Raw genomic sequence first — 26,465 nt, 5'->3', positions numbered from 1 at the left:
AGTTGGTGATTCTGTTTCAAAAAATGACGGCAGCCTACTGGTTGAGTTATATCGCAATGGAAAATTGATTGAAGTTTTAGATTATAATGATATTGCCAGAGACAGTGGATATATACAATGATTTTGTAAATGGATTTATAACGGCATTAAGTTTTTTACATCTAAGGTGTCTTTTGTATTGCGATCAAGATTAAGCAACTTATGATGAACACCTCTTGCTCTTGTATTCACCTTTCTGTATAATGGTTTTTTTAGCATTGTCGTATTTTGCCATTTTTTTAAAATTATCCTTAACCGCGATTTTTATTCCGTCCAATAAGTTTGTCTAACCATTTTTTCCTTTCTTTTACAATTCCATATTTTTTCTTTTGCGGATCCCAGAGTGAATTTGTCTCTGTCGTAGCATTTTTATCAGCTAGATCTTTAAATGCTTTCGCTTGCTCCAAGTTACCTTTAAACTCAAAAATTATCGCCATAACAGAATACATGATATAGTTTTGAGCCGGAAACTTTAAAGTGTCGTGATCTATTTTTTCTGTCAATAATTTCTCAACTGAACCATACAAGTCGGTTCTCTCTGCAAGAACAACTGTTTCAGAGAAGTTTAAGTAAGCGTTAGTAATAATATTAGGAAATTCTCTTTCAAAGTCAAGTGACTTCTGAAAATACATTAATGCAGTTTCATAGTCTCTTTTAAACCTATATATCTCTCCTAATGAGTTATAGGTTTGACTTTTTTCAATCCTATTGTCTGGATAGTCTGTCAGAATTTTGTATAAAAGCGTCTCCGCTACCGATAATAAATTTATATCTTCAGTTTTAATAAGTTCGACTGCTTGTACTCTTAAATATTGAGGTCTTCCGTTCTTTCTTGCGCGACCAAGCTTGACGAAATATTCTTCTTCATCTGTTTTAGTCCAAGTTTTTCGCCTATACCAATCCGCCATTGTCGTTACTTAAAAAAATTACCATCAACTATTTCCTTGGCGCACCAATTTTCGCTCAATCTTTTAATAAGCTGGCTTATAAAGTAAATGTGTGTTTTTATTTCGCCGCTATTCCTTCACCACGGATCATAATGTTATTTCTTTTATCAATGTTCTCTTTGGATTTTGTCAATAATTTTATAAACCCTATCTCGACATTGTCTTTATTGGTTTTCAGTTTGTCAACGATTATCGTTAACAGGTTATTTTCATCTACAAAAAAACTTTCTTCATCAGAATTAATTATATCAGCGTCCAGCATGAATACCACAGGCATGTCTTTAAAGCTTGTATATTTATCTTTCAGCTCTGCTAAGGAAATAAATTTAGGAGTATAGTTCGCTTTAGTCTTTATATGGATTTGACCTGCATATGTTTGCGTTCCGATGATGGTATCTCTTTTAACTACGTTTATATTTTCTATTTGTTTAGGGTTGATAAAACCAAGATGTTGTACAAATCTATCATTAACAAAATAGGCGGGCTGCGGCACCTGTTTCTCTTTGTCAACTATGATCACTCGCAACGAAGTGTCTCTACTTTTATTGATTGTAACAGGCGTGGATTTCCATGGGAACACATTTTTCGCTCTTTGGGCAAATGAATGTGTTGCCGTAAACACGATTAGAATGAGAATAAGCTTTTTCATGGTTATAGTTGTAAGTAACTAATATAGGAAAAATTTGATCATATATCTTATCCATTTATCGGCTTATTATTACGGCTCCATTTCTCTACTATACGCGAGGCAATAAAAACAAAGTTCTTTATTAAAGATCAGAATAAAGATCTGTCCAGAATACGCTGTACTATATACGGATGGTTACTTGCAAATTTTAATTCGTTCCCCTTGTTTTGAATAGAGGCGAATCTGCTGCATATTTTTGTTGAATTCAGCATCTTTCATATCTTCCCATTTAATGCACTTTGCTTTTCCCATGCAGATCAGTTTATTACCGAATTAGTTTATAAGACCCCACATCGTGTCCTACTTTTCGGTAGGCTTCAGTTTTTGCCGGCAATAACGTGTCCGCTTCGATAATGTATTGCTTTACGAGCTTATGGAGCTCTAATCTGCTTACAGAGTTGAGTTCACCGTCGAAAGGCAGCAATGTATTCACATGATTGTACAAAACTCTTTCGGGTTGATCAGATTCCACGCGGCCGTTCTTGATCGCTTCATTTATTACCGGTAAATAGAAATCGGCATTTTCACGGATCGACTTTGCTTTTTGCACGTACTTGTTATACCATGAATCTTTTTTTACCTGCAGCGAATCTCTTCTAGTCTGAGGTATGTTGGGGTATTCTAAGGCGGCGTCATACCGTTCATATTCTCTTTTGAAGTATAATAGAAAATTGAAGTCATTTTCGACCTTTTTTATTTTCTCTGCGTCCGTTTGTGCTGCAATAGGATTCGATAAGTATAGGAATACGAACACTAAAAGGAGTTTTTGATATATTTTCATGTTTACAATATTTATATTCATCCTTATTATTTTCTAAAGTATAACCGTGATCGATATGTCTTCCCCCCATATTGAAAGGTCGGTTCAGTAAAACCAAAGATAAATAATGTGTTTTATGATTTGTTTTTCGTTATCGTCTTCCGTATAAAATTCGTAAATTTAGCCATCAAGCCGTTTTTGAAGCACACCATGACAGATATCGAACAACTCTTGCAGCAGATCAGGAACTTCCGCGATGCCCGCGACTGGCAGCAGTTCCACAATTCCAAAGACCTCGCCGTAGCCCTTAGTATAGAAGCATCCGAGCTATTGGAACTATTCCTCTGGAAAGGCAACGAAGAAGCCGATTCCGAAAAGCTGAAAGAAGAACTGGCGGATGTGCTGATGTACGCACTACTACTTGCGGATAAGCATAACCTCGACATCCAGCAGATCATCGAAGACAAGATCAAGCGCAACAACGAGAAATATCCCGTCGATAAAGCCAAAGGAACAGCCAAAAAATACAACGAACTATGAAGCTATACGCTGGGTCAGCAACCGAGTTTATACAACTAAATATCCAAAACAAGCTTGCCGACTTACTCCGCGAGCAATTCCTGCAGCAGTTTGGGTACAATCCCTCCCAAAACGAAGTCATGTCCTGGCGCAACTCGCTGTTCCGCCTGTCCGATATCCTCGAACGCCAGAACCTGAGCGAACAAGGCATCATGGTCGAGTATAAACTTCCACTCAGCGCCAAGCGGATCGATGTGGTCATCTATGGGCATGACGAGCAGCACCAAAAACAGGCCGTTATCATCGAACTCAAGCAATGGGAAAAATGCAACTTTACCGATTACGACAGCGATTACGTATTGACCTGGGTCGGCGGCGGCAACCGGCAAGTATTGCATCCTAGTATACAGGTCGGCAACTATCTATACTACCTCAAAGAGAACAATAGCGCTTTTTATCAAGAAACGAAACCTATTCAATTATCCGCCTGTAGCTACCTGCACAACTACAGCATCTCCACCGATCAGACATTGCTCGATAACCGTTTCCAAGAAGCTATCGACCGGTTTCCGGTGTATGGAGCAGACGACCGTGACGAACTTTCCGCATTTATACACAACCGTGTCGGGGCAGGCGAGGGGATGACCATCCTCGACGAAGTCGAACACAGCAAACTGCGGCCATCGAAGAAACTGCTCAAGCAGGTATCCGATGTGATCAAGCAAAAGCTTAACGGCGAGCTACAACTATTTGGCAGGGCAAAGGCCAAAGGCGACTATATCCTGCTGGACGAACAGCTTATCGTGTACGATACGGTCATGTCGCTCGCCCGAAAAGTCAAAAAGCAGGATAAATATGCCATCATCGTCAAAGGAGGTGCAGGCACCGGAAAATCCGTCGTAGGGCTGCAGCTATTGGCTGATCTCACTGCGCTTGATATCAACACCCACTATGCCACAGGCTCCAGATCATTTACCGAGACGCTGCGCAAGATATTGGGCAAGGATTCCGCTAGCCTCCTCAAGTACTTCTTGTCTTACGGTGGTGCAACACCCAATGCTATTGATGTCCTGCTCATGGATGAAGCACATCGTATTCGCGAGAAAACGCAGGTACGCTATGCCAAATCAACGGGCAGGCTACAAGTGGAAGACTTACTCCACGCCGGCCGCATATGCGTCTTCTTTATCGACGATTATCAAGCCGTGCGAAAAGGCGAGATCGGTTCTTCCAGCTTTATCCGTGCGCAAGCCGAAAAGATGGGCTGTACCGTGTATGAATATGATTTGGAATCGCAGTTCCGTAACGGCGGATCAGAGAAATACAGCCAGTGGATAGATCATACGCTTCATATCCGGCAGACCGCTACTACCGAGTGGCGGCAGGAGGACGCCTTCGAGTTCCGTATCATGGACAGCCCACATGCGTTGGAGCAGGCCATCCGGGAGAAGGTCGAAGAAGGTTATACCGGCCGGGTGATGGCAGGGTTCTGTTGGCCATGGACCAAACAGGCAGATGCCGATGGAGAATTGCACAAAGATGTTGTCGTGGGCGATTATATCCGCCCGTGGAATGCGGACGAGAACACCAAAGGTATGCGCCGTGGTATTCCTAAATCGCAGTACTGGGCATACGATGAAGCAGGTATCGATCAGGTAGGCTGCGTGTATACAGCACAAGGATTTGAGTTTGACTATGCCGGTGTCATTTTTGGCAACGATCTTAAATATAACCCCGATACCGGGGAATGGGAGGGATTTCCTGAAAATTCGCACGATGGGCAGGTGAAGGGGAGTGAGGATTTCGTGCAGTTGGTAAAAAATACATACCGCGTATTATTGGGACGTGGTATGAAAGCCTGCTATGTGTACTTTATGGATAAGGAGACCGAGCGGTATTTTCGGAGTAGGGTGAGGAGGTGATACAAACCGTAATTACTCTGCCAGCCCCATCTTGTAGCTGCTGACTCGATTAAGTCAACAATAATTACCCTAAATATTCGGTAATTAAGTCTATTTTCTGTCTAATATAGTCATCGGCTGTTCTAGCGTCTAATTCATGTTGTTTAAACCCAAAGATATCTCGACCACAACCATTACAAAACGTATCCGTATCGTTAACTCTACCGCACTCACAGTTCCAGATTTCTTTCTCTTTCGATGATAAAAATGTTTTTTTCACCGCATGGATTCCTCTTTCTTTAAATGTCAATTGGATAAGGCTTCTGAGATCGTGTAGGTTCTGGACGTCTTTCTTATTATAAGACGGTTTATCATAAGTGGCTATGTAGATGCCGCGTTTTTGAACCACGAAATCTTCATTTTTTAGCAACTTTAGATTTCGCTCAAAGTCAAAAAGATTTAGTTCTTTTATTATTTCGGAGAACTTAAGGGCAATCTGTCCGTCTTGTTCCGCTACTCCTGTATATAAGAAATCTAATTTAATTTCGTCTGGTAAAGCTTCTATATACCTTACAAATGAATTGTGAAATTTTTCTGTACTTCCCGGAAAACTCGGTTCGTTTGTGATTACATCTCGATATTTCTTCAAGAGGTGAGGTAAAACTTCTTTAATTTGATAAGCCGTTATAAAACTCCAAACATCGTCATTGAATTTTAAATCACCCCTTTCAGCTTTTTCAATGATTTCTTTTTTCTTTCGCAAAACGTTTATCTTTTCCATCCCAACATTATCAAGTGTTTCGTCGGATTCTGGAATTACAGGCTTATCGTCAAGCTGTTTATCGAGTATCACGGCGGTACCGACAGCGGTGATCATAAACATAGATTTATTCTTACCGGAAATTTCGTCCATATCAATTTTAAGTCCTACCACACAGTTTGCCCCAAGCTGCAAGGCTGCTTGTTTTACTCGCTCAATGGCTTCGTTATACAATGATGTAAGCTGTTTTTGATAAGTTTGGGAACGTCCACCGAATACGTCTGTTAGACTGCCCAAAAAATCACTAAAAAGATTTGTGCCTGCTACGATATGGGCAGATACAGGTTTAATATAGCTTTTTATTTTTACACCATCTATTGAAGGTGTAGTGACCACTAATACGTCTTTTCGATTCGTCATAATTTATTGTGTTAATTATTTTGTTGTGCATTGATTTATTACTGAGCGTATTGTTTTTCAATGCTAATGAATTTATACTGTCGGTTATATAAATCAATGAGGTCTGGTGTTATTATCCCCGGCTCTTTTTCGGAAACGGCCAATTCTTATTTAACCCTTCTTGGATAATGATTTCTAATGTGCTTTCATCTATTTCGAATTTTTGTATGATGTCTCGTCGATATTTATCGTTCAATTTCTTTTCATATTCGCGATTTAAATCCATATTCCGCCGTGCTCTTTCTCGGAGTAGATCAATTTCTTCAGCAGTTTTTCCGCCGGTATCCTTGAGTGTTATCGGATGTTTTTTTTCTGCTAGTTCTTCAGCTTGATCTTCTGCCAGAATAAGTTGTTCCCATATCTTTTGTTTCTGCTCAAGAGCTATACCATCCTGTGTCGAATCGCTTGTTTCAATTATTGGATTCTCATTAACGCTATTAAGGAATTGAATTTGAAGATTGGGAGTGTTATCATTTTTTGCTTTACTAATACGGCCAACCCATTGGCCCATGTCACTCTCCATGTGCTCTTTACTGGTGAATAGGAAGATGTTTACGACGTTCGGTCGTGCTGGAGTTCTGGTTGTTACCGAATCATAAATATGTTTCAAGAGCTCTTCCATTTGCGGTTTGTCAAGATTTTGATTTGGTTTCAATACTGCTTTAGCCTCGTATTTTATCTTGGAACCAGATTCCGTTATATTTTCTTGGATGATTTCATAATATGGATATTCTTTTTTAGGATTGCATCCAAAAAAACTAAATAGGATAATAATTGTAATTAAAAACGTATGCTTCATTGTCTCAATAATAATATTTTCCAAAATTAAAGATCACTTTGAGCATTCTTTTACGGGAAACCGCTATTGGGTCCATTAAAAGTAGACAATAATGTTACGCGGGGCATTCGCAAAGTACGTAAACCAGTGACCACAAATATTGTGTCTATCATAACACAAGAAAACTCTACGCAGGGCATCGCAGCTGTTATTTTATTTCCAATACCGCCAGACACCTCTTGTTGGCTATCATACCTCAAAAGGAGATTGTTATCATGTAAGGTTACACAAGGTAAAAGCTAACCAAACTTTACCTCGACCGCAATAGCCTTTCAGCGATTTCAGACTCATTTACCGCCAGTCCGCTTTTTAGGTACATCTTTCTCAGCCCACTTTCATAATCGGTGATTATATCAAAGTGAGCATTACAGTTCCGCAGGCGGAAAACCAGAGCCTTTTTTCCAGCCGTGAAGCCATCTTTCTTAGTCACGTCGAAGACGAATTTAGAGCAGCTATGTTTGAAGATGCACTTTCGCCTTTTTTCCGGAGGTATGATAAACCAGTAGAGCTTGATAGCGCTCAATAAGATTAGTCTCATGATCTAGAAAATACTACCATTTGTCTTGTTGTCGTGTAGGCAGGCCTTCCGCCAAATCCGAAGCAACCAGTGTCAGGGCTCACCTGGGTAGTTACACTTTCCAGTCTTACATAGTTCCAGCCTTCTTTTGCACCTTGGTTTATTAGTTTTTCTAACTGTTCGGCAACATGATCAGAGGTGCCGCTTTTGTGATCTATCAATGCGACAAATGGTACTACCTTGTATTCCATAATATTAATTTTGATTAGGTTTAAAATTTATCCAAACAGTAATTTACTGTTACGTTTTCTAAAACTAGGTAATAAACCGAATAAAAGCAACGTTTTTCGAGTTTTATTACAATATTTATAAGTCTATGGACAGTATATAAAATTCGCCCGAAAAGAATGGAGGAGAACATGTCGCTACCAAGGAACCTGTGTGGGAACAAGTTAACTTAGAGCAAATTGAAAACCAGATATAATTAAAAAGATTGTCTGTTGATAAAAAAATCGTAACTTATCAATGATAATTAACTTTTCGACTTTAAACTATATAAACCATGAAACGAATAATTTATTTAGCGATATATGCACTTCTAGCGGTATATTCGTGTGGAAATCCATCTAATGAGGAAAAAGCTAAAACCCTCATCAAAAACTACATTGATAAACATGCCAACGATCCTGAGAGTTATGAAGCGGTAGCGTTCGGAAGCTTAGACTCTATGACGTCAATAAGTATGATTGGGACAGGAGTTGAATATGCCAATCTACAACGAGATTTTGATAAAAGCATGGATATGGAAAAGAGAAAAAGTATAATGGCGCAGCAACAAGAGATACTGAAGGATCGACAGGGTTTTCGAATAACTCATAAATATAGGGCGAATAATGCATTTGGTGCTAAGATACTCTCTGAAGATGTTTTTTATATAAATGCTCGCCTTGATTCTGTATTGACAGTAAGAAAGGTAGGAGAGTAGATAATATAGCACCTCAAAATTCGATATATGGAGCAAGGCCAGATTAAAGAGACGATAGACTACACAGGCTTATATTTACAGACACACCGCAATAAATGAACCAAATAGAATTTATTCCTCTTATTGAACCTGCAACAAAAAAAGGTAAGGAAAGTGATACTATTCTTAGCGGAACTAGTTTAAGCAACGCAGATGATTGGTACAATTACCGAAAAAGTGAAATTGAAAAAAATTACACAAATTTCCCTGAACCAATACGCAAAGACGTTTATCAATATAAACTTTTTGATATTTCTCTCGAAGACTTAGAGCGAGTAATAAAACTGCATATTGGAGACACGGATATAAACGAATCAATTTCTCTTTTTGGTGGATATGCAATTTCTAAAGATGGAACGATAGAATTATTTCCTCAATGTTGCGGACTTTTAGAAGAAATTCAAATATGGAAAAGTATTCTGCTCGAGGATTTTGAGGAATTTTATCTATCTGAAGGTCATCCATCGCCATTGATAAAAAGAAGAGGTCGTGAAATTATTATTTATTGTAAGGACGAATTTGAAACATTTTATCCGATTACAATTAAGGAAGAGATTAGACTCGATTACAAGGATACAAAAACAGCTTTTATAAAACTGATTAACGAACTGAAAGAATTTTCCATCAAACTAGACACGCTATCGGACAAATTTAAAACTCAAAATTTATCAAAAATAATGATTTGGGGAAACAACTATAAAGTATAGAAATAAGACAAAAAAGTCACCCCAACCTCTGTCTCGGCAGCCCGATCTCGTGCGCCTGCGGATAAGGCGCGCGATGCGTCATGCTCACATCCTCACGGATCTGCTGATGAATCTTGTACTGGCTGTCGCGGTCATGGTTGTACCGCGGATCCGGGATAAACGGCAGCTTGGCCATCTTGTGGATCGTGAGGGTAGGGAAGTGGTAATCCACCTCCACCGTGCCGAGCAGCAAGTAGCAACCGCCCCCTTTGAAAGGATACCGCTCCAGGCAATCCGGGAAATGCGCCGTATCAAAATAGCCGCCGTTCACATCGATCCACGTACCAAAGTACATCACCCCCCGTTTTGTCGGCACATGCTTGCGCGCAATGAGATAAGCCAGCATTCTGACCTGCTTCTTGTGGCAGTTCACCAGGTCAGCCGCCATTACATCACCCCGAAAAGCCGTCTGTAGCAGGTCAAAAGGCGAACAGGAAACCGGAAAGCCCAGCAGCTCGATCTCATCAAAAGCATCCTCAAAGTAAGAACGTTCCAGCTGCGGGAGCGACCACTCCTTGGCCGGTTCGCGCAACAAGAGCGGCATGCGCTGCTCCGGTTTAAAATTTACGAGCAGCAGCCTTGCCTGCACCAATAGTTCATTTTTCGCTTTCCCTGTAAAGCGGAAAGCACCGATAAAAATCAAGGTCTGTACGCCTTCAATCCCCATTGGAATCCGCCGCACAAAATCCTCCAGCGAACCAAAGGCACCGTTTCGCTGCCGCTCCTCCGGTATCAGCCGCACTAGGCGCGTCTCCAAACCCTGCAGGTGCATCAACCCAAGAAATAGATCACTGCCATCCAAGACCGTTTCGTAGCCGCTCTTGTTCACACAGGGCGGTAGGATCGTCGCGCCCGACATCCTGGCCTCGTGCACATACACCTCCGTACGGTAGAAACCACCTCCGTTGTTAATTGCCGCCACCATAAACTCCAGCGGATAATACACCTTCAGGTAAAGACTCTGATAGCTCTCTACCGCGTAAGAAGCCGAATGCGCCTTACAGAAGGAGTAACCCGCGAACGACTCAATCTGCCGGTACACCTCGCGGCTCAGCTCTTCCGAATGCCCCAGACGCGCACATGACGCAAAAAAGTTATCCTTCACCCGCTGCAAGGCAGAGAGCGACCGGCCCTTTCCGCTCATGGCACGGCGCAGGATATCCCCATCAGCGGCCGACAGCCCACCAAAGTGCATCGCGATCTTGATCACATCCTCCTGATACACCATAATGCCATACGTATCCCCCAGATGCTCCTCGAATACCTCGTGGAAATATTCAAAGCGATCGGGGTAATTATGCCGAAATATATACTCCTTCATCATACCACTCTGCGCTACCCCCGGCCGGATAATGGAAGAAGCCGCCACCAATGTTTGGTAGTTGTCGCATTTGAGCCTCCGCAGTAACCCCCGCATAGCCGGGCTTTCGATATAAAAGCAGCCTATGGTCTGCCCGCGGCTCAGGAAATCATTACAGCGCGCCTCATCCTTGGAGATAGCCGTATCCCGTATATCGACAGCGATGCCTCTATTCTTCCTGATGAGCTTAACAGCGTCGTTGATCGTTCCCAACCCCCGTTGGCTCAAGATGTCGAATTTCTCAAAGCCAATATCCTCGGCGATATGCATGTCAAACTGCACAATCGGAAAACCCTTGGGAGGCATCTCCAAGGCCGTGTAGTTGGTTATCGGCTCTTCCGAGATCAATATGCCACAGGCATGCATGCTCCGCTGATTGGGATACTTCTCCAGCAACATCCCATATTTCTGTACCAGCTTGACCACCGCGTTGCCGTCATGCTGTTCCATCGGATTTTTAGCCAGCGCATCCAGTTCCTCTTTGGGCAGGCCAAATACCTTGCCCACCTCCCGGAATATCGAACGGTACTTAAACTCCACGTTCGTTCCGCAAAAAGCCACATGGTCTTTGCCGTAGCGGTCAAAGATATATTGCAATATCACATCCCGTTCCTGCCAGCTCCAGTCGATATCAAAATCAGGCGGCGTCTTCCGGTTCAGGTTCAGAAAACGCTCAAAATAAAGATCCAGTTCCAGCGGACATATATCCGTAATACCCAGACAATACGCCACAATACTATTGGCACCACTGCCACGCCCCACATGCATAAAGCCCATGCTGTTGCTGTAGCGCACAATATCCCAGGTTATCAGGAAATAACCGCTGAAGCCCAGTTCATCGATCACTTTCAGTTCCTTCTCCACCCGTTCCCGCGCAGGCCGGTTCTTCTCTCCATAACGCTTTTTCAAACCCGCGTAGGCCAGTCCCGTGAGCAGCTTGATATCACCCTCCTGGCTATCCGTATAGTGCCTTTTGTTTTTCGGCGTGCCAAAATCAAACGCAAAACTGCACTGTTCCATCACCCCACGCGTATTGGAAACCAGTTGCGGATAGCCTCCATAAGCAGCCACGATATCTTCAAAAGGCCGCATCACCTCATCCGTACGGCAATAATCGTCCTCTGTCAGTTTAGAGAGAACCACGTTCTGGTCAATCGCACGGAGCACCCGATGCAGGTTGTGCTCCAGTTTGCCCGACACCGTAACCGGATACCATATCACCATCCGGTGCAACCATTTTTTCCACTCCGGCCTGATCAACCTATTCAGCTCATGGGGCCGAATACCGATATACTCGTTATCCCGCAGTTGTTCCGGTACATTCGCCATCGGATATACCGTGATAACCTCCTCAAACGCAGGCGCATGGCTGGGCAATTCCGTCCCCTCGCAGTTGTGCGCGGTTATGAGCCGGCATATCTCACCGATCCCCGCCCGGCACTTCGCCAGCGTGATATAGCGTAACCTATTCCCTTGCCGCACTTCCATGCCCACGATAGGCTTTATCCCTACCTTCCGGCAGGCCTTGGCAAAATCATAGATACCTGTCACAGTGTTGATGTCTGTCAGCGCCAGCGAAGGTACCCCACAGGCAAGCGCCTGTTGGATCAAGCTGTCCAGCGATAAGGTGCCATACCGCAGGCTATGATAAGAGTGACAATTAAGATACATCGCTAGTGTTCCTCCTTCGCTACATTCCGGAACCCCGAAGCCCGGCCCACTTTGTCCACGCCAAAACGGTTCTTGATGCGGTCCATCGCCTGGTAGAGCGCCACCATTTCCTGCGTATCCTCAAAGATGTTGATCTGCAGACTACCACGCACTAGATTCGTTAGGCGCACCCCGATCAGCCGGATGCGCATGCGCCTGTTGTACAGTTTCTCAAACAGCCCCATCACACAGTGCGATAGCGTGTGATCGGCCGAGGTATACGGGATGCGGCACTGCCGGGTCTCGGTGTCGAAATTCGAGTACCGGATCTTCACCACCACTGTCGAAGTCAGCCACTGCTCGCTGCGCAGCTGGTAGGCAAGTTTCTCCACCATACCGCTGATTACGCTGCGCAGTTTGGTCAGATCGATTGTATCTTGCCCGAACGTATGTTCAGTTGATATAGACTTGCGTTCCGTATACGGTTCCACCGGCGTATAATCTATACCATTGGCCTTTTTCCAGAGATCTGTGCCATTCTTGCCGATCATCTGCTGCAATACCTCCATAGGCATATCCGCCAAGGTCCGTATCCGCCGGATGCCGATGCGCGACAGCAATTCAAAAGTAGCACTGCCCACCATCGGTATTTTTTTAATGGACAATGGATCAAGAAAAGGCCTCACCAGCGCCTGCGGTATTTCCTTCTGGCCGATGGGTTTGGCTTCGCCCGTTCCGATCTTGGCCACCGTCTTGTTTACAGACAGCGCAAAGCTGATCGGCAGCCCCGACTGCTTCGTAACCGATGCCGCTAACTCCCCGGTCCATTTATAGGCTCCGAAAAACTTATCCATGCCCGTGATGTCGAGATAATGTTCATCAATACTCGCCTTTTCCACGATCGGTGCCTTCTCCTCGATAATTTCCGTTACCGTATGCGAAAGTTTGGAATACCGCTCCATATCGCCCTTCATTACTTTGGCCTCCGGGCATAAGCGCAGCGCCATCTTAATGGGCATTGCCGAACGCACCCCATAGTAGCGGGCTTCATAAGAACAGGAGGCCACCACACCGCGTTCCCCACCGCCGATGATTACCGGTATACCCTTTAGCTTGTCGTTGTTCAGGCGCTCGCAGGACACGAAAAATGTGTCCAGATCCATGTGTACTATTGCGCGTTCCATTTCATATCGCTCCCTATTAAATTTCATACAAAGCTACACTAAAATACTAAAAATATTAGTATGTTTGTTGTTCAAAATTAGAACAATGTTGTATCTGGCTGACAATATGAGGTATCTGCGGGCGAAGTGGGGGCGGTCACAGCAACAGCTTGCCGATGAGCTCGGTATCACCCGTACCCGCTACTCAAAATACGAGTACGGCATGGCCGAGCCACCGATAGCGCTGCTGGTCAAGATAGCGAAGTACTACGGCTTGAGCATCGATGAAATCATTTCGGTGGATCTATATCGGGTATAGGTTTTATCATTTGCCAATCCAGGAACAGTATCCCTGGTCGGCATTTTCACGGCACTATCGAATCCATATATAAGCAAGAGGATAACCATAATATATTTTTGCTAAAAAAATTAGTTTTAATGATTTCGTTTTTATAACTTTGAAGGGATTATAAAAATAGATTTGTAAAGTAAAGCCGATTAACATGATTATAAATCAATCTATTATTACGGATATCAAGAATATCATAGTCCAATCAAAAGAAAAGGCTATCCGTGCTGTTGACCATCAACGAACGTTAATGTATTGGCATATTGGGAAGCGTATTTTTGAAGAAGAACAAGAGGGGAAAGAGAGGGCCGATTACGGAACTTACCTTATTAAATTACTTTCCGAACAACTACAACCGGAATTTGGTAGTGGTTTTTCTCCCCGTCAATTAGAACGATACAGACAGTTTTATCGTGTATTTCCAATTGCGTCCGCACTGCGGACGCAATTAAGTTGGACACAGTACAAGTTACTACTAAGTGTTGATAATGAAGAACAAAGAGATTTCTATATAGCCGAAACAATAAAAAATAATTGGACATCGAGGCAATTAGAAAGGCAGATTTACAGTAACCTATACGAGCGCCTGTTAGTAAGCAATGATAAAGAAAATGTTCTGTCAGTAGCTAAAAATGAGAAGTTCCCCTCTGATGCTAAAGAGATTATCAAAGACCCGATGTATTTGGAGTTTTTAGGATTAAAAAGAGAAACTTCATACTATGAAAAGGATTTGGAGAATGCTATAATAACGCACCTTCAAGAATTCTTATTGGAGTTAGGAAATGGTTTTTCCTTTGTGGCACGACAGAAAAGAATCCATATCGAAGGTGATGAATTTTTTGCGGATTTAGTATTTTATAATCGCTTGCTCCAGTGTTTTGTGATTATTGAGATCAAAACGCATAAACTAACGCACCAGGATATTGGTCAGCTGCAAATGTATGTTAATTATTATGACCGAATGGAAAAACTGCCACACGAAACACCAACCATTGGCATTTTGCTCTGTGCTGATAAAAATGACGCAGTAGTAAAATTCACACTGCCCGAAAATCAAAAACAGATTATTGCAAGCCAATACAAATTATACTTGCCAACAGAACAGCAACTTTTAGAGGAAGTAAATAAAGAACTAGAAAGTTTCGAGGAAAAATAGGAGAAGGGAGTTTGTATGGAAGTCAAGAAAAAGCAACATTATGTTTGGAAGCAATATTTAAAAAACTGGTCATATAACGAAAAACAGATTTATTTTCTTCATAAGAACTCAAACGAGGTTAAGGTAACAAATTTAGAGAATATTGCTCAACAACGTTTTTTCTATGAAGTGGATGCATTTTCAGAAAATGAAGAGTCTATATTAGCATATTTAATCAATGAGTGGAGTAATGATTATTCGAGAGATACGAATCTAGCTTTATTAAAAAGATTTTTCATCTATTCGAGAGCTAAAAGAGCATTGGATAAATTAAGCATTTACGATAAGGAAGAAAGGTTAAATGTTGTAAAGAAAAATACGTTAGAGGATTTACATTCAATATTTGAAAAGTTCGGTGAAAAACTGCTAATTGTAAATGATTTGTCTGACTTGTCATTTTTTAATACTTTGGAGGAGAAAGTAAAAGCCTTAATTTATTTATGCATTCAATATACCAGAACAAACCAAATGCATTCTAAGGCCATGAATGGATTGAGTCTGGCAAACCATCTGCCCGAAAGTTCATTAAAATTCATCGCGGTTACATTTGCAATTACATTAGCGTCTAATTTGGCTTTAGTACATAAATTGAGGGTAACTCTTTTAAAGAATGCCACCAACATTGATTTTATTACCACAGACCAACCAATCATTAATACAAAAACAGATTTCAATAACCCAACCCAAGCTACAGAATTGTTAGAGTTTTATTATCCGATAAATCCAAGAGTAGCACTGTTAGTTTCAACTTCAGAGGAAAATTTGTTGATGGAGCATGAAGTTTTATCTAAGGAAGAATTAATGAATCTTAATAGATTATTAATTAATATGGAACCTGATTTTATTTTTTCTAAGAGCAAGGAGGCTTTGGTAACAATCTTGTCGTAAATAAAACTAAATTTATATTTAGTAATCTAGAAAGTTATTTATGATCAGAATTTATTTAGACTGGAGTATTATAAGCTATTTGAAGCAACCTGAGTTTTCAAGATTAAAAGCATTTATAGAAGAAAATAAGCACAGGTTTCTTTTTCCTTATAGTGCGGCACATTTTTCAGATTTAATGAAAAGCTATTCTATGAACAATGTGTATTTTCAGACCGATTTGAAAAATTTAGAATGGTTATCTAACAAACATTTACTCCATTGGGAAGATAATTTTGTCCAACCCAAATTTTGTACCCCAAAAGACTATTTTGAATCTTACGATAGAGATCTAGATATAACTCCAATGTTCGATATCAATAAATTGTTTAATGATCTAGATAAGGGTCTGGAAGAAAGTGGTTTAATTTCTTTTAAGTCGATATTTTCTAGTTTAAAAAAGATTCTCGCAACCATTCCATCTGGTTTAGACATAACGGAGGATAACAAGAAAATTGTTAATACCATGTTTCCTGACTTAACTGTTAATTCGAACCATTGGGATTTAATGAAACAAAGCGGAAATATGTTGCTATCTTTGATAACAGATAGATTGTACTATAAAAATCTTCGTAACTCTATCTCAGAACAGGGTTTTGTTCTTGATAAAAATTCTGGTAATTGGGATGTATCCGAAGTTATGGCAAATGTGGATGCCTTTTTAAAAGAATCAGGATTTAATAAAGATTTTTTAGCATTTGTCGATTATGTGTTTGAGCTTAGGAATGAAAAACCTGACCGCTTGGTATATTTTACCGCATGTTATAACATATTAGATTTATTGGGATATAAAGCTGATAAACTCCCAAAACCATCAGATACTGCCATGAATATTTATACAGATGCTCAACATTCTTTTTATGCGGCTCATTGTGATTATTTCGTAGTTGCTGATAAAAATCTTTTAACCAAAACAAATGTTCTATACCATAAATTTAACATACGTACAAAAGTAATATCACCTTATGAGATGATAGATTCATTGGAGTCAAGATGCTCATTAGAGACTGATTCTGAAAATATATTGGGAGTGATTTTGGACCTAGTCCGAAATTGTGAAAATAGATTTGATTTTTCAGAACATCAGATAGGAGATGGCCAAGCCTTTTCAGGCACATTACCTCGATTACATTTTGATTTTTTTACAGATGTAAGTGTTTTGCAAGATGTTGAAAACAAAAGATTTACTTTGGCTTTTTTTAGAAGATCTCATAACTATTCAGAGTTTTATTTTTATACTGAAGTGGAGTCTCTGCTACAACGTATTTTTACTTTATTTAAATGGGAGAGCGATCGGGACTTTTCTAAAATGGCTTTAGATTTGATGAATAAAGAAGGGGAGAGTTATGCTAAGCTATGTGATTTCGGTGTGGTTATTTTAGACCTAGAAGAGAATAAACTGTCGCCTCGATTGACATATATCATCCCCTACACATAGAATTAAGATATTTCCTTATATAGTATTTTGGTTGAGCTGTAAAAGTTAAGACTTAATCTGACAGTTGGGCAATTTTTCTACTAGAATAGCTGGCCCGGTGACCTCCGTTATAGACATTCATAGCTGTTTCTGTATTCTATACCAATTAAGCCGTATACCATCCAATTCAAAAGCTTCAATGAAGGTAAATCCAACCTTTCTCAAAATTCTATTTGACCCATCGTTTTCTTGGTCTGCAATAGCATAGATTTCGTTTAACCCAAGTATCTTAAAACCGTATTCAATAGAAGCTAAAGCTGCTTCAGTAGCGATACCGTTTCCCCAATATCGCTTGATCAATCTATACCCAAGATCATAATAGTTTGTATGCCCATTTGTCTCATCAGTAACATATTTAAGACCTGACCATCCGATAAATTGATTCGTCTGTTTGTCGACAATCGCCCATCTACCGATTCCAAATTTAACATATTGATTCCTAATGAATTCTATAGCGCGGTAAATTTGATCTTTATCGTCCACAGGGTTGTTGCCTAAATATCTATGTACATCTGGGTCGGAATCCAGTTCAAACATGGCATCAACATCCGTCGGAAGTATTTCCCTTAAAATCAAGCGCTCTGTTTCTGCATATATTTTCATACGTATTGCTATTCTATATTATATTCCTGTTCAAACCAAACTATTTTGACGGCGGATAACGTTGCAAGCTCCAAACGTTCATCTTCAATGACTGTAAAGCCCTGTTTTAGATAAAAATTCAAGGGCGATATGTATTGCTTACCGTTAGCTTTAATATCCTTGTCATGGTCAATAACCCAGCCATACAGCAAGGATTCATTGGCTTTAATTTGCTTCATCAGTATTGAACCAATATGCTGTCCATGAATAGAATTGGACAGTATTATAGCAAACCATCTACTTTGATCTCTGTAAAATTTTGTCGCCCAACCAACTATTCTATCATTCAACCTGACAAGAATATGTGTTGGTTTTTCCAATGCATGGAGATATTTTTCGAATGCTGTTAGATCAGCATGAACCAATTTAGCTGGATACTCAAGATTCCAAAGTTCCATAATTTGCCGTTTCACATCGGGTGACAGTAACTCGACAGTTTGAAATTGCAAGTCTATTCTATCCATAGTTTCCTCCGATTCGACTATAGATTTGCTTCGGAAACCATTGGATTTCTGCCCCATAAACCATTCGTATAGCTGTAAAATCTTGTGGCAAAAACCCATTATCTTTCAGAAAAGCATTCCCAATGGTGTTATCCTTAGGTATAACAGCTGTATCTGTCGTGCTATATTTGAGTTCCATCAATGCTAGGCCCGCACGTTCGGTTATTGCATAAATCGGTCCTTGTCCGAGTTGTGGAAAATAATATCCTTCAACTCGTTCTCCCTCTTTAAAAATTATCGCCCGGTTAAGATGACCGTCGATCAGCTTTCTTCGGACTTCACCATTAATTTGTTGATCTAATTCAAGAATTTGCTCGTATTGTGCTGGTGTTGCTGATAACAATTGATCCGATAAAGATCTTTCTGACCATACATGTTCCCTCTTAAAAAATTGATAAGCACCAACAGTTTTAAATCCAGCTTTCTTATAAACTGGGGAACCGAGATCTGTCGCAATCAAACTGATCGACATGGCCCCATTTTTGGCCGCCAAGTCTATTAAATGTTTTACGATTTTGAAACCGATCCCACGACCACGGTACGATTCATCTACGATGATATGACCCAACCAAGCTGAATCTTGGTGTAATATTAGAGCTCCAACACCGATGATTTTTTTTTCAAAAACAACTTTAACAGGCCTACAAAAAGATTGAAGACAGTATTCTATGAAGTAAATGGTAATGTCACCCCATCCTTCTGGTTGGAGATGACGAGTTAAAGGCAAATCTTGGAGCGTGAGTGGGTGTATATCCATGCTTTTTAAATTTTCGGCCAAATCGTCTCAAAGTATTCGCAGACAAGTTCCATGTCGATAGTTGGCTTCAAATTAAGCTCGCTCAATTCGCGTGTATAGTAAGCCCAATGGACTTCTTGCCAATAACCTAAGCTTTTATCACCTTCACCTTCTATGAAAGCATATTCCGGCGTAATATCTTTAAATTGAACTATTTCCACTTTAATGGTTTTAATAATTGCCTTGGGAGTTCCATCCCAACCGGTCACGATAGCTAAGTCTCCGATCGCAGGTAGTTTTTCTTCGTTGATTTGCAATCCAGATAAAGAGTGTGTAGTAGCCTGTTTAATACCTTTTTGTACAAGTTCGGCACATTCGTCTGCATCCTTTTGGTTATCACAAAAGTAATAGGACGGCGGAATTTCTACCTGCGTATGTTCTGAATTTTGGTCTTGAAATTTATTCCAAAAAGCCTCGATTACATCAACCTCCATGTGTACTTTAACTTTGCCATCTGTAAAATGAACATTATAGGATTTACCCTCATTTTCGATAATTCCCGTAAGCGGATTTGGTTTAATGAGAATTTTAGTTGGGAACCATGTTTCTTTTACAAGATAATTTGGCATCAAAAATAATCCTTCCTGCGAACCATTAGCGGCAAACCTTTCCTTGTCACCTTTCCAAAAAATAGTTCCTAAACTATCTTCAAGTTGCTGGTTTGTTTTTGAAATATTATCCGTGCCTATACCAATCTCATTAACACAGAGAAAATCTTCAATGCTAAATTGCTTATTCGAATGGTTTTGTAAGTCATGACGTACAATACATTCTGCAATATTTCCGGCAGCATCGTAGAAATAAAAAGAATGGGTGTTCCAAGTATCGAAAAACACCACCTTTTCTTCTCCTTCTGCAGCTATGATATCCACTTTGGGTGACAGCCATTGCATCGCCTCCAACAACTTATTTGCAGGAATCAGAAAACAATAGTGATACTTATAGTCCTCCATGCTACGCTGAAAGTAAAACTTCGTCCAACCTAACTGTAGCCAAAATGTATCATTATCTTCTTGATAGACAGTAAAGCCTAATGTGGTTTCAAAAAAATGCTTTTGTTCCGCTATTTTATTTGTATATAATTTAAGCTCCCTAATTTTCACCGATTATATTTTTTTGTTGATAAGTCAAAGATACATTGTTCTCTTACATTCCAGATTTCCTCAAATGATAAATTCACGGCTGTATTCTCATCAAGCCATTTTCTTAAGTAATCTTGACCCCACCGCTTTTGGCCTGCCTTGTTCTCGCATCGGGCATTTACGGAATGCAGTGTGTCATTTAATAATATCGTACAATTTATTAGAGATATTGAGTAAATTCACTTGCTAAATTTTAAAACGGAGGATATTTGGATGGTAATAAGAACAATGTACGGCCTTTTCTTTACATTTCTATTTGTATCAAGTGCATTTGGTCAAACTAACTTAAAACAATATTTTGCGGACTGTGGTTTCGAGGGAAGCATTACCATTTATGATTATAAAAATCAAAACTGGATCATGAGTGATAGTACTGAATCGTCAATACAAAAAGTTCCTGCTTCAACTTTTAAGATTATCAATTTGTTGATTGCGTTAGAAACAGGAGTTATATCTGACGAACTTGATACTGTAAAATGGATAGGACAGATAAATGAAGACTTATATATGCATCGTCCATCCACATACAAAGATATGACCGTGAAAGAGGCATTTGAGGTTTCTGCAGGTTGGGTGTTTATGGAGTTGGCTAAAAAGATAGGTAGAGAAAAGTATCTTCATTATCTTGAAGCCTGTGGTTATGGCAACCGACATGTTAATGATAAAGCAGATTTTTGGAATTTTGGGCCATTGGCCATATCGCCACGTAATCAGATAGAATTTTTAGTGAAGGTATATGAAGGTAAGACACCCTTTTCTCAGAGAAACATTGAAATCTTAAAGCGAGTGATGATTAATGAGAAAAATGACGAGTATGTTCTTCGGGCGAAAACGGGTTGGGGTTCACAAAATCAACAAGATGTTGGGTGGTGGGTTGGTTATGTTGAGAAGAATGATAATGTCTATTTTTTTTCAACTCGGATTACTAAAGATAAGGAAGATAAGAGACCTGATTTTCAAAAATGCCGAATTGATATAACAAGAAATGCTCTTAAAGAAATCGGTGTGTTTTAACATCGATTGATGCGGTATTTGATAAGTAAGTAAGTTTGATACTTTGTTATTTGTGAATTATTCTCATTATAGTCCTTTTTTATTACTTAGTTCTGTATGACACCAAGACAGAGCTCGATATTGACATGGACTGGAATAGCACTCGTTTCCTTCCCAACTTTAGTTTTTGTAATAAGTGGTATCTATTATTATCCTGTTTTGCTAAAAGGGATGTTCTACATGGAATTTTATAGGTATCCAACTTATTCCTTTATTTCAGATTCCTATGTAGACGCCGTATTTATTGCTGTCAACATTGTTTATGTTAGTGCTTTGATACTATCGTGGTTTTTTATTTTCAAAGGAAAGCTACGTAAAAAATACAAGGGATTTTTTCTCCTATGCTCCATGATTCCTCTCGCCATGTTTATTACAAATCGCACAATAAAACCGTGCGGACGAATGCTATCTGCTAGCGGAAATAAGACGATTCGGTTCATTGAGAAGGTGAACGGACGTTCTATCACCCGCACCTATGTTAACGAAAAAAAACAGAAGCGTATAATCCGAAAGAACGACCGAGATGGATACTGACTAGAAAGGATACAATATCGGAGAACTTGTAGATGCACTCATTTACATACTCCGACCCGATACACACCCATATTAAGTGAATATTCCGAAAAAAGTGGGAAAGAACCACTTTGTATCGGAATGGCAGTCCGGTTTTCTTCAAAGTTTCACAATCAAGTTACGAAACTACTTCCTTAAGTTGTCTCCCTTATTCGATTGCGAAAGCGAAATATTGTGATTTCACGGCGAAACAAGTTTAGGTTTGTTGTATCGAATATCAGTAATTCAAAGAATGAAAGCAATCACAACACCTTCGTTTGATCGTTTTCCAACATAGCAGAAACATTAAATCTACCAAGGCGATCTCTCTTCTAACCGATACCCTCCTCCGTAGACTGTTTTGATATGTATGGAGGGGTAATCTTTAAGTAAACTTCTAACCCGCGATATGGAGCCGTCCAGTAAATTGTTTTTATCCGGATGATCATCCTTCCAAATTTGTTTGAGTATAAAAGGTCGATATACTACTTGCTGTTTCCGTTGTAGTAACAAATTCAACAATTGGATGTCCTTCTCTCTGAGCTGATGTGACTTCGTATTAAACTCAGCGTACTGTGCGTGTAAACGTATAGTAATTCCACCAATTTGATATTGTGTAAGATCTTGTGGCACAGAGAGTATGTTCTTAATCTGCGCTAATAAGACTTGGGGGAGAATTGGTTTTTGCAGATAGTTGATCGCACCGTGTATAAAGCCCTTTACTTGGCTGTTTTCATCGTACTCTGACCCGGTCATCATGATGATAGGAGTGTTGATATCTTTATCCCGGATTTCTGTAATCACATCAAATCCAGATTTAAGTGGCAACATTACATCGAGTACAATCAGGTCTGGTTTCTCTGTATAATATAATGTTAAACCTTCTTCTCCCGAGGTTGCATGCCAAACCTGTAGTGTATTTTCTTCAAAGAAACCCTTTAAAGCAAGAGCAAGTTCTCTATCGTCCTCTATGATTAAAATTTTATTCCGCATTGTTTTGTAAAGGGAAAGATACGGTAAATTTCGTTCCCAGGCTTAATTTACTTTCAACTTCTATATCACCAGCGTGTGCTTCTACCAAGGTCTTCACATAAGTAAGCCCTAATCCGAATCCGGTTTTCTGTTGTATATTTTTTTTCTCACTGCGATAAAATTTCTGAAAGATATGGGGCAGGTCTTTTTCGGAGATACCTAGCCCATCATCCTTTACATTTATCCTTAGTTTGCCTCCTTCATCAGAAATATGGATGTCGATTTGTACACTATCTTTTGAATATTTAATAGCATTTTCGACAAGGTTATCCATGATATTGGAAAAGTGGAGTAGATCGGCATACAGTGTGGTTTGTGCCGTTTTTATAGAAAGATTTATTTTTACCGACTCCTCGTCCCCAGCTTCATATTTTTCTATGAACAGAGTGAAAAAATCTATTAGGTTGATGTTTTGTTTGTTGAGGTTGATCGTTTCTCGTTTATTGTTGCTTAGCTTTTGTATGCGTTCGGTGTATTTATTGAGCTTTTGCAATTCCAATAGACTTTGTTGAGCATATTGTTGAACTTTATCCCTATTGCCCGTTTCTAGATAGTGCGGGATTAACGCTATCTGTGCTACAGCAACAGATATAGGACGTTTAAATTCATGCGTCATTGTGCTGACCGAATCCTGTCGCATCTGTTCCTTTTTTTCTTTTAAGAAAAATGTTCGGATGATAATTGTCAGAAAGAAGCTGCAAATGATAATCAGTAACGCCGTGAGAATAAGCTGGAAAGTCATCGTTTTTACAATAGCGGATGTTGATATTTGTATATATCCCTTGACACCCAGCGTATCGAAGATATCGATGATGATTAATTCGGATGCTGTATATTCTCCAGGTTTATTCTTGTCATTGGACCGTTGAAGCACTTTATTGTTTTTCACGTCAATATACTCAATATACGTCGACGCCGCTGTTATACCACTGAGAGAAAATTCTTGGTTAAAGATACTGTCTAGCATAATGACATTGACGGGAAGGTGATCTTTTAGGATGAATTGGCTGACTTTTACATCGCTGTAAGGATCGTACCGATCAAATTGTACTTGAAAAGAGGTGTCGATTAACTGTATTGTCTTAGTAATATAACGAGATGTATCACTTCCCCGAAATCGTGGACTAGAGACAATTGTGCCTCCCATCTTTTCGTGGCGGTAAGTATATTCACGCAGGATCGCGTTTTGCAACGCTTCATCTTTAACTTGGGTTACCAAACGGTACTGAGCTGTATATAAGTTGTATACCCATATCGCCTGTCCTCCGAGAATAGAGAACAGAATTACGATAGTTATTATTCGGATGTGTTTTGCGTTTAGTTGCATGTCTGATTCGTGAATTTACAGCTTTTAAGTGAATATGAAAAGAGATTTTCTCGAATGCGTGACATGAATATTTTAGTTTCGTTTTCTCTACGTCAGAATTGCGTCAGAATTGAGAGGCCAGAAAAATCGTTTTCTTTTGTTTAGGCCATTACTTTAGCGCCAAGTATAACAAACGTAATAATATCAAAAAATTATGAAGAAGTATTTAACTGTATTGATCTGTTGCGTCGCGATTGGCATAGGGTTAAACGTGCAGATAAAATATATACACGATCAACCTAAAAAAATCAGTATCGCTCTGACAAATATCGAGGCACTAGCGCGGGGGGAAACAGGGAATGGAAACTGTCGGTTTTTTGGGAGTGTCGATTGCCCTTATAGCGGAGATAAAGTACTATATGTAGAATGAAAGCGATTTTTTCTGTTGTTTTACTAATGGGCTTGGGTTGTACCATGACCTCTTGTACTGCCGTTGCCACCGCAGAGGCCGTGGTATTTCCCGAAACCGTTTCATTGCACGCGACGGAAAAAGCTATAAAGGATAGTGTGTATCTTAAATATCCGTTCCGACTGCGGCTGAATGATGATATCCTAGCGGTAATAGACATACATCCGGCTGTAGACTATATTCACACATTTGATTACAAGACCATGCGACATAAACAAAGCTTCGCTCGTCGTGGTGAGGCACCATCAGAATTTTTAAGCGCAGAGAATATTCGGATAGACGAATATGGCGATGTATGGGCGCTCGATGCCAACAAAAATAAAATTGTCAAACTAGCAAAACAGACCGACGAACAGCCAGTTCAAATAGATTTAGATAAGGAGCTTGTCCGAGCGCTGGACTTTGATAGACTAAATGATTCAGTTTTTATTGTACCAGATTATACGGGGCAGCATCGTATATCATTCGTGAGCTCCGGGGGGGATATCTTGAGACATGCCTTTCACATTCCATCATCTACTAAAAAAATGAATGCTATGGTATTGGCGCAGGCATGGCGTTCCTTCATTAGTTATAACTCCCATAACGGTATTTTGGGTATGGCCACCCAGCTAGGGCAGGTATTGGAAATCTATGATATAAAAAGAGAACGAGTCATCAAAGTGATAGGGCAAGAGTATGGTACACCCCACTTTGTGAATAGAGGAGGTTATGCAGTACCGACGGGTATTATGGGATATAGCGACATACACGTAGGCGAGGAGCATATATATGCCCTATTTTGGGGCAATACATTCGATGATGTGCGGAAACGTCCAGACGATCATCAGGAAGGCGGACGTTTTGTGCATGTATTTGATCTTAAAGGAAATCCCGTGCGGCAATATCTGTTGGACAGATGTATCACTGGATTTCATATAGACGAAGAAAGTGGTGTTGTGATAGGGTTGGACGTAAATAGTAATCAACCCATCGTGGAGTATGCTTTTAACCTCGATTAATAATAGAAAGAAATGAGAGCTAATTACAGCGAATTGATGAGGAACTTTAGAACGTGGGGTGTAGGTATTTTTTTTTCCCTATTGTCGGTTATAGGTTGTCAGGATAGTAGGCGAAATTCTGCAGAAAAAATCGTTAAGGAACGAATGGGGAAGGAAATTATTTTTCCAGAGGAGGTAGATTGCTGGTATATGGGAACGGATACGCTCTGTCCTCCATGCCAAAGTAAGCCCTTTAAAATGTTGGTCTACACAGATTCCATTGGTTGTACAAGTTGTAAGCTTAATCTTACGCTATGGAAGCACTATATGCAGGAAATGGATTCGATAGCCCCGGGACAGGTAGAATTTGCGTTTTACTTTCAACCGAAAAACCGTAAGGAATTGGCGCATTTATTACGTCGAGACCGACTGGAGCAAGTGGTGTTTATAGATCAATCCGGTACATTGAAAAAAAGTAATCAGTTTGCGGAAGAAATGGAATATCAGTGTTTTCTATTGAATGCGGAAAATAAGGTAGTAGCCATTGGCAACCCAACACTAAGTCCTAAGTTATGGGATCTTTATAAAACTACAATAACAACCCACAAATGAAATAAAATTGGGAAAAGTAAGGCGGCAGGCTACCCTCTCAGAAAAAAAATGCAGCCTGTCCG

General features: G+C 40.1%; 27 protein-coding genes. 12 read left to right on the top strand and 15 right to left on the bottom strand.

Annotated elements, in window-relative coordinates; genetic code table 11:
* Nucleotides 1–290: 290 nt before the first annotated feature.
* The 3 genes from C5749_RS06060 to C5749_RS06050 all read right to left on the bottom strand — a co-directional run bounded on the left by C5749_RS06060 (nt 291) and on the right by C5749_RS06050 (nt 2,455).
* Entirely contained in the window at nt 291–947 is a 657-nt protein-coding gene (locus tag C5749_RS06060; RefSeq protein WP_105723950.1) for a hypothetical protein, read from the bottom strand.
* A gap of 97 nt (nt 948–1,044) precedes the next feature.
* A complete protein-coding gene (locus C5749_RS06055; RefSeq protein ID WP_105723948.1) occupies nt 1,045–1,635 on the bottom strand; it encodes a hypothetical protein in 591 nt (196 codons plus the stop codon).
* A 304-nt stretch (nt 1,636–1,939) separates the two neighbouring features.
* Nucleotides 1,940–2,455 carry a hypothetical protein gene (locus tag C5749_RS06050; protein WP_146113698.1) on the bottom strand — a complete coding sequence of 172 codons (516 nt, stop codon included), beginning with the start codon at nt 2,453–2,455 and terminating at the stop codon, nt 1,940–1,942.
* A gap of 108 nt (nt 2,456–2,563) precedes the next feature.
* Between C5749_RS06050 and C5749_RS06045 the strand changes: the two genes are divergently transcribed.
* Both C5749_RS06045 and C5749_RS06040 read left to right on the top strand, forming a co-directional pair.
* Nucleotides 2,564–2,974, top strand: a complete 411-nt coding sequence (locus tag C5749_RS06045; protein ID WP_245893637.1) for a nucleotide pyrophosphohydrolase — start codon at nt 2,564–2,566, stop codon at nt 2,972–2,974.
* Nucleotides 2,971–4,875 (top strand): DUF2075 domain-containing protein, encoded by a 1,905-nt coding sequence (locus tag C5749_RS06040; protein WP_105723944.1) that lies wholly within the window; start codon nt 2,971–2,973, stop codon nt 4,873–4,875. Before C5749_RS06045 ends, C5749_RS06040 begins: the two co-directional genes overlap by 4 nt.
* Before the next feature lie 64 nt (nt 4,876–4,939).
* Here C5749_RS06040 and C5749_RS06035 read toward each other — a convergent pair whose 3' ends face one another.
* The 4 genes from C5749_RS06035 to C5749_RS06020 form a co-directional block, all read right to left on the bottom strand.
* Nucleotides 4,940–6,034 (bottom strand): YbjQ family protein, encoded by a 1,095-nt coding sequence (locus C5749_RS06035; RefSeq protein WP_105723942.1) that lies wholly within the window; start codon nt 6,032–6,034, stop codon nt 4,940–4,942.
* Between the two features lie 112 nt (nt 6,035–6,146).
* Nucleotides 6,147–6,896 (bottom strand): hypothetical protein, encoded by a 750-nt coding sequence (locus C5749_RS06030; protein ID WP_181151293.1) that lies wholly within the window; start codon nt 6,894–6,896, stop codon nt 6,147–6,149.
* Nucleotides 6,897–7,161: 265 nt separating this feature from the next.
* Nucleotides 7,162–7,449 (bottom strand): membrane protein insertion efficiency factor YidD, encoded by a 288-nt coding sequence (gene yidD / locus C5749_RS19925; protein WP_105723938.1) that lies wholly within the window; start codon nt 7,447–7,449, stop codon nt 7,162–7,164.
* The gene (locus tag C5749_RS06020) at nt 7,446–7,679 is read right to left on the bottom strand and encodes a DUF4177 domain-containing protein (protein WP_105723936.1); all 234 of its coding nucleotides are present in this window, start codon (nt 7,677–7,679) and stop codon (nt 7,446–7,448) included. Before C5749_RS06020 ends, yidD begins: the two co-directional genes overlap by 4 nt.
* Nucleotides 7,680–7,990: 311 nt before the next feature.
* On the opposite strand from C5749_RS06020, the gene C5749_RS06015 reads away from it, so the two are divergent.
* A complete protein-coding gene (locus tag C5749_RS06015; RefSeq protein WP_105723934.1) occupies nt 7,991–8,413 on the top strand; it encodes a hypothetical protein in 423 nt (140 codons plus the stop codon).
* A gap of 95 nt (nt 8,414–8,508) precedes the next feature.
* Entirely contained in the window at nt 8,509–9,159 is a 651-nt protein-coding gene (locus tag C5749_RS06010; protein WP_105723932.1) for a hypothetical protein, read from the top strand.
* Nucleotides 9,160–9,175: 16 nt separating this feature from the next.
* Here C5749_RS06010 and C5749_RS06005 read toward each other — a convergent pair whose 3' ends face one another.
* A complete protein-coding gene (locus C5749_RS06005; protein ID WP_105723930.1) occupies nt 9,176–12,229 on the bottom strand; it encodes a DNA polymerase III subunit alpha in 3,054 nt (1,017 codons plus the stop codon).
* Nucleotides 12,230–12,231: 2 nt separating this feature from the next.
* Nucleotides 12,232–13,371 carry a DNA polymerase IV gene (gene dinB, locus C5749_RS06000; RefSeq protein ID WP_245893635.1) on the bottom strand — a complete coding sequence of 380 codons (1,140 nt, stop codon included), beginning with the start codon at nt 13,369–13,371 and terminating at the stop codon, nt 12,232–12,234.
* Here dinB and C5749_RS05995 point away from each other — a divergent pair.
* The 4 genes from C5749_RS05995 (at nt 13,370) to C5749_RS05980 (ending at nt 17,277) form a co-directional block, all read left to right on the top strand.
* Nucleotides 13,370–13,690: a helix-turn-helix domain-containing protein gene (locus C5749_RS05995; protein ID WP_219847906.1), complete on the top strand. Its 321-nt coding sequence runs from the start codon at nt 13,370–13,372 to the stop codon at nt 13,688–13,690. The two genes, dinB and C5749_RS05995, sit on opposite strands and share 2 nt — an antisense overlap.
* Before the next feature lie 184 nt (nt 13,691–13,874).
* Nucleotides 13,875–14,876 (top strand): PDDEXK nuclease domain-containing protein, encoded by a 1,002-nt coding sequence (locus tag C5749_RS05990; RefSeq protein WP_105723924.1) that lies wholly within the window; start codon nt 13,875–13,877, stop codon nt 14,874–14,876.
* A 15-nt stretch (nt 14,877–14,891) separates the two neighbouring features.
* Nucleotides 14,892–15,803, top strand: coding sequence for a DUF4238 domain-containing protein (locus C5749_RS05985; protein ID WP_105723922.1), 912 nt, complete (start codon nt 14,892–14,894; stop codon nt 15,801–15,803).
* A 40-nt stretch (nt 15,804–15,843) separates the two neighbouring features.
* On the top strand, nt 15,844–17,277 hold the full coding sequence (locus C5749_RS05980; RefSeq protein WP_105723920.1) for a hypothetical protein: 1,434 nt from the start codon (nt 15,844–15,846) through the stop codon (nt 17,275–17,277).
* Between the two features lie 117 nt (nt 17,278–17,394).
* Here the strand turns inward: C5749_RS05980 and C5749_RS05975 are convergent, their stop codons facing one another.
* The 4 genes from C5749_RS05975 to C5749_RS19725 are packed head-to-tail and all read right to left on the bottom strand — an operon-like array spanning nt 17,395 to nt 20,360.
* Nucleotides 17,395–17,919, bottom strand: a complete 525-nt coding sequence (locus C5749_RS05975) for a GNAT family N-acetyltransferase (protein WP_105723919.1) — start codon at nt 17,917–17,919, stop codon at nt 17,395–17,397.
* An 8-nt stretch (nt 17,920–17,927) separates the two neighbouring features.
* The gene (locus C5749_RS05970; RefSeq protein ID WP_105723917.1) at nt 17,928–18,422 is read right to left on the bottom strand and encodes a GNAT family N-acetyltransferase; all 495 of its coding nucleotides are present in this window, start codon (nt 18,420–18,422) and stop codon (nt 17,928–17,930) included.
* Nucleotides 18,415–19,218 (bottom strand): GNAT family N-acetyltransferase, encoded by an 804-nt coding sequence (locus tag C5749_RS05965; RefSeq protein WP_105723915.1) that lies wholly within the window; start codon nt 19,216–19,218, stop codon nt 18,415–18,417. The genes C5749_RS05970 and C5749_RS05965 overlap by 8 nt, the downstream gene beginning before the upstream one ends.
* A 5-nt stretch (nt 19,219–19,223) precedes the next feature.
* Nucleotides 19,224–20,360 carry an ASCH domain-containing protein gene (locus C5749_RS19725; RefSeq protein ID WP_219847905.1) on the bottom strand — a complete coding sequence of 379 codons (1,137 nt, stop codon included), beginning with the start codon at nt 20,358–20,360 and terminating at the stop codon, nt 19,224–19,226.
* A gap of 252 nt (nt 20,361–20,612) precedes the next feature.
* On the opposite strand from C5749_RS19725, the gene C5749_RS05955 reads away from it, so the two are divergent.
* A complete protein-coding gene (locus C5749_RS05955) occupies nt 20,613–21,413 on the top strand; it encodes a penicillin-binding transpeptidase domain-containing protein (protein WP_245893634.1) in 801 nt (266 codons plus the stop codon).
* A gap of 903 nt (nt 21,414–22,316) precedes the next feature.
* Here C5749_RS05955 and C5749_RS05945 read toward each other — a convergent pair.
* On the bottom strand, nt 22,317–22,997 hold the full coding sequence (locus C5749_RS05945) for a response regulator transcription factor (RefSeq protein WP_105723911.1): 681 nt from the start codon (nt 22,995–22,997) through the stop codon (nt 22,317–22,319).
* Entirely contained in the window at nt 22,987–24,363 is a 1,377-nt protein-coding gene (locus C5749_RS05940) for a sensor histidine kinase (protein WP_105723909.1), read from the bottom strand. The genes C5749_RS05945 and C5749_RS05940 overlap by 11 nt, the downstream gene beginning before the upstream one ends.
* Before the next feature lie 193 nt (nt 24,364–24,556).
* Between C5749_RS05940 and C5749_RS05935 the strand changes: the two genes are divergently transcribed.
* Genes C5749_RS05935 through C5749_RS05925 form a run of 3 tightly spaced genes read left to right on the top strand, consistent with a single transcriptional unit; the run spans nt 24,557 to nt 26,403 of the window.
* Nucleotides 24,557–24,772 carry an NVEALA domain-containing protein gene (locus C5749_RS05935; protein ID WP_105723907.1) on the top strand — a complete coding sequence of 72 codons (216 nt, stop codon included), beginning with the start codon at nt 24,557–24,559 and terminating at the stop codon, nt 24,770–24,772.
* Nucleotides 24,769–25,812: a BF3164 family lipoprotein gene (locus tag C5749_RS05930; protein ID WP_105723905.1), complete on the top strand. Its 1,044-nt coding sequence runs from the start codon at nt 24,769–24,771 to the stop codon at nt 25,810–25,812. The genes C5749_RS05935 and C5749_RS05930 overlap by 4 nt, the downstream gene beginning before the upstream one ends.
* A 12-nt stretch (nt 25,813–25,824) precedes the next feature.
* Nucleotides 25,825–26,403: a hypothetical protein gene (locus tag C5749_RS05925; protein WP_105723903.1), complete on the top strand. Its 579-nt coding sequence runs from the start codon at nt 25,825–25,827 to the stop codon at nt 26,401–26,403.
* Nucleotides 26,404–26,465: the final 62 nt, after the last annotated feature.

Source organism: Sphingobacterium gobiense, from assembly GCF_002980575.1.
Lineage (GTDB): Bacteria > Bacteroidota > Bacteroidia > Sphingobacteriales > Sphingobacteriaceae > Sphingobacterium > Sphingobacterium gobiense.
Note: the sequence above shows the minus strand (reverse complement) of the source record. Positions and strands in the feature narration are given on the sequence as shown.